The organism is Thiolapillus sp., assembly GCF_048562965.1.
Taxonomy (GTDB): domain Bacteria; phylum Pseudomonadota; class Gammaproteobacteria; order Chromatiales; family Chromatiaceae; genus Thiolapillus; species Thiolapillus brandeum_A.
Genome location: NZ_JBHNMF010000345.1, coordinates 1 through 3,496 on the forward strand (window position 1 = coordinate 1; position 3,496 = coordinate 3,496).

The 3,496-nt window shown below is 54.5% G+C and carries 4 protein-coding genes; all 4 read left to right on the forward strand.

The features are described 5' to 3' along the window. On the forward strand, positions 1-779 hold a 779-nt coding region (locus ACOCD2_RS14470; protein WP_305803311.1), incomplete at its 5' end, for a tetratricopeptide repeat protein. A 282-nt stretch (positions 780-1,061) separates the two neighbouring features. Next, positions 1,062-1,364, forward strand: a complete 303-nt coding sequence (locus ACOCD2_RS14475) for a type II toxin-antitoxin system Phd/YefM family antitoxin (protein WP_305800179.1) — start codon at positions 1,062-1,064, stop codon at positions 1,362-1,364. Then, positions 1,361-1,801 carry a type II toxin-antitoxin system VapC family toxin gene (locus ACOCD2_RS14480; RefSeq protein WP_293645525.1) on the forward strand — a complete coding sequence of 147 codons (441 nt, stop codon included), beginning with the start codon at positions 1,361-1,363 and terminating at the stop codon, positions 1,799-1,801. Before ACOCD2_RS14475 ends, ACOCD2_RS14480 begins: the two co-directional genes overlap by 4 nt. Before the next feature lie 317 nt (positions 1,802-2,118). Continuing rightward, the gene (gene sat / locus ACOCD2_RS14485) at positions 2,119-3,318 is read left to right on the forward strand and encodes a sulfate adenylyltransferase (RefSeq protein ID WP_293645523.1); all 1,200 of its coding nucleotides are present in this window, start codon (positions 2,119-2,121) and stop codon (positions 3,316-3,318) included. The last annotated feature ends 178 nt before the right edge of the window (positions 3,319-3,496 follow it).

Below are 3,496 nucleotides of genomic sequence, written 5' to 3' on the forward strand. Positions count from 1 at the left end.
GTTCATGCCTGGGGGTCATGTATGCGGAAGGCCAAGGTGTGCGGCAGGATTTAAAAGAAGCCGTAAAGTGGTACCGCAGAGCCGCCGAGCAAGGTTATGCCCTTGCCCAGTACAATCTGGGGGTCATGTATGCCAACGGCCAAGGTGTTCGGCAGGGCAAACAGGAAGCCGTAAAGTGGTACCGCAAAGCCGCTGAGCAAGGTGTTACCCTTGCCCAGTACAATCTGGGGGTCATATATAACAACGGTCAAGGCGTGCAGCAGGATAAAAAAGAAGCTGTAAAGTGGTTCCGCAAAGCTGCTGAGCAAGGTTATGCCAGTGCCCAGTACAACCTGGGGGTCATGTATGACAATGGCCAAGGTGTGCGGCAGAATGACAAGGAAGCTGTGAAGTGGTACCAAAAAGCCGCTGTGCAAGGTCACGTGAATGCTCAGCGCAATCTGGGACTCATGTATGCCAATGGCCGGGGCGTACGGCAGGATTTCAAAGAGGCCGTAAAGTGGTACCAAAAAGCTGCTGAGCAAGGTTTACCCAAGGCCCAAGTAAACTTGGGACTCATGTATGGAGAAGGCCAAGGCGTACGGCAGGATTTCAAAGAAGCTGTGAAGTGGTACCGAAAAGCTGCTGAGCAAGGTTTAACTGAGGCTCAGATCATCCTGGGGGGCATGTATTCCGCCCCGGCCGAGGCGTACGGCAGGATAAATCGACCGCAAAAGAATGGTACGGAAAAGCTTGCGACAATGGGTTTCAGGGTGGTTGTGATGCGTATCGGGAATTGAATGAAGCGGGTTTCTGAAGCGCAAATGAGTGGGAAAAGCCGTCTCGATAAGATGACTGAATGCAGGGCGCTTTGTTGGGGGATGTGACCAGCAATTCAGCCAGTTGCAGGAAGACCGCCGAACTGAAGAGGTTTACCCCGATATCCGGGCACGGATGGGGAAGATACCACGATCTACCCCCCAGTGCTGGAGGTCGATATAGTGGCTGCTTTGGATCTGGTCATTTGATGGTGACTATATGTGCTAAACTGGTCATGAGTACCTGACCATTTGGAGCAGATCATGAAAATCAACGCCACCGAGTTCAAGGCCAAGTGCCTGAAGCTGATGGATGAAGTCGCCAAGACCCACGAACCCGTCATCGTTACCAAGCGCGGTAAGCCCATCGCCAAGCTGGTGCCAGTGGAGCCGGAGGAAGAAAAGCAGCCAAACTATTTCGGTTGCATGGCCGGCACCATCAAGATCACCGGGGACATCATGGCGCCCATTGAAGGTGAGGATTGGGAGGCCGCGCTGGGCGAGGAGGCGCATTTTTATGAGGGACTGGGCGTGGTGGAGGGGAAGCCGGACGAGGATGAACAATGACCGAAGATTACCTCGTCGATACCCACATCTGGTTGTGGTATGCCCTGGGTAACAAGAAACGCCTGCCATCCCAAGTGGCACAACGCCTCACCACGCTGGACGAACAGCAACGCCTGTACTTGTCCGTCATGTCGGTATGGGAGCTTGGCATGCTGGTTTCCAAGAACCGCATTCAGCTGGGATGTGCTACCATTGCGTGGGTCGATGTATTTTTCGAGCGTACCCGGTTTCAGCTCCTTGACCTGAACATTGGCGTGGTACTGGACGCCAATGCACTGCCAGGCCACTTCCATTCCGACCCCGCCGACCGGCTGATCGTCGCCACCGCACGCCACCACGGCCTCACGCTGATCACCGACGATCGCAAGATTCTCGACTACGGCGCCCGGGGCTATTTGCGTGCCCGCGCCTCGAACGACATGGAAAGACCTATATGAGGATGAAGAGCTATTTTCTTGAATTACAAGGTGATTTCTCCTGATTCATCCGCCCGGAAATGCAGGTGGGGCGCGTTTTTCTGCCAAGAGACATATAGTGAGGAGCGCTAGCTTAAAGACTCAAGCAAGGAAGAGGTCCGTCGCTGAATTGTAATGTTCATATGGTAAAAAATTACTAAGGTCATAAAGAGAAACTAGGGGCGGCAAAGTTCAGTATCTGGTAATTTCCTGCAATTACTTATGGATGTTGTTGGCCCGTCCGCTGCAAACTGCAAAATACGAATTCAGGTCAACCCAATTTTCCAGGAGATTGCCGCATGATCAACCCCATTGGCTCTGATACTCTGCTTCCCCTGTTCGTCTACGACGTGGACGAGCACCATGCCCTGACGAAGGAAGCTGAAAGCCTGCCTTCTGTCATCATCACTTCACCCGCTGCCGGTAACGCGGTCATGCTGGGTGGTGGCTATTTTACGCCTCTCAAGGGCTTCATGAACGTGGCCGATGCCATGGGCGCTGCTGAGAAAATGACCCTCACCGACGGTTCTTTCTTCCCGGTTCCTGTGATGAACCTGGTGGATGACGACGCCATTGCCGCTATCGGCGACGCCAAGCGCATCGCCCTGCGCGATCCCAACGTGGAAGGCAACCCCGTGCTGGCGGTGATGGATATCGAGAACATCGAGAAAGTCGGTGAAGATCAGATGGCTGTCATGCGTGACAAGGTGTATCGCACCGACGATCCTGAGCATCCCGGCGTGGCCGCATTCATGGGTCAGGGCCGCAATGCCATTTCCGGTCCCATCAAGGTGCTGAACTTCTCCTATTTCCAGACGGATTTCCCGGATACCTTCCGTACCGCTGTGGAAATCCGCAACGAGATCAAGGAACACGGCTGGAATACCGTGGTGGCTTTCCAGACCCGCAACCCCATGCACCGCGCTCACGAAGAACTGTGCCACATGGCCATGAAAGATGTGAATGCCGATGGCGTGGTCATCCACATGCTGCTGGGCAAGCTCAAGCCGGGCGATATTCCTGCTCCCGTGCGTGATGCAGCGATCCGCAAGATGGCTGAGCTGTACTTCCCGCCCAACACCGTGATGATCACCGGTTACGGCTTCGACATGCTCTATGCCGGTCCCCGCGAGGCGGTGCTGCACGCTTATTTCCGTCAGAACATGGGCGCCACTCACTTCATCGTGGGCCGTGACCATGCCGGTGTTGGTGACTACTACGGTGATTTCGACGCCCAGACCATCTTCGACGATGAAGTGCCTGCCGGCGCCATGCAGATCGAGATCTACAAGGCGGACCACACGGCATACTCCACCAAGCTGAACAAGGTCATCATGATGCGTGACGCGCCCGAAGGGCATACCAAGGAAGACTTTGTGCTGCTGTCCGGCACCAAGGTGCGCGAGATGCTGGGCCGGGGCGAAGCGCCTCCCCCCGAGTTCTCCCGTCCCGAGGTGGCCAAGATCCTGATGGAGTATTATCAGTCACTCGACAGCTGATACCGGTTCTTTGCTGAACGAAAAGCCCGCTTTCGAGCGGGCTTTTTTGATTCAGGGGTAACTAGAGTTTAGAGTAAGCAACATTGTTCCACCGTATATTTTCGGGTGAAATAAAGTTGCTATTTTGTTCATACTGCCCGTTAGAGCTTGTTCTATACGCTGATTGCTGCATCCTGCT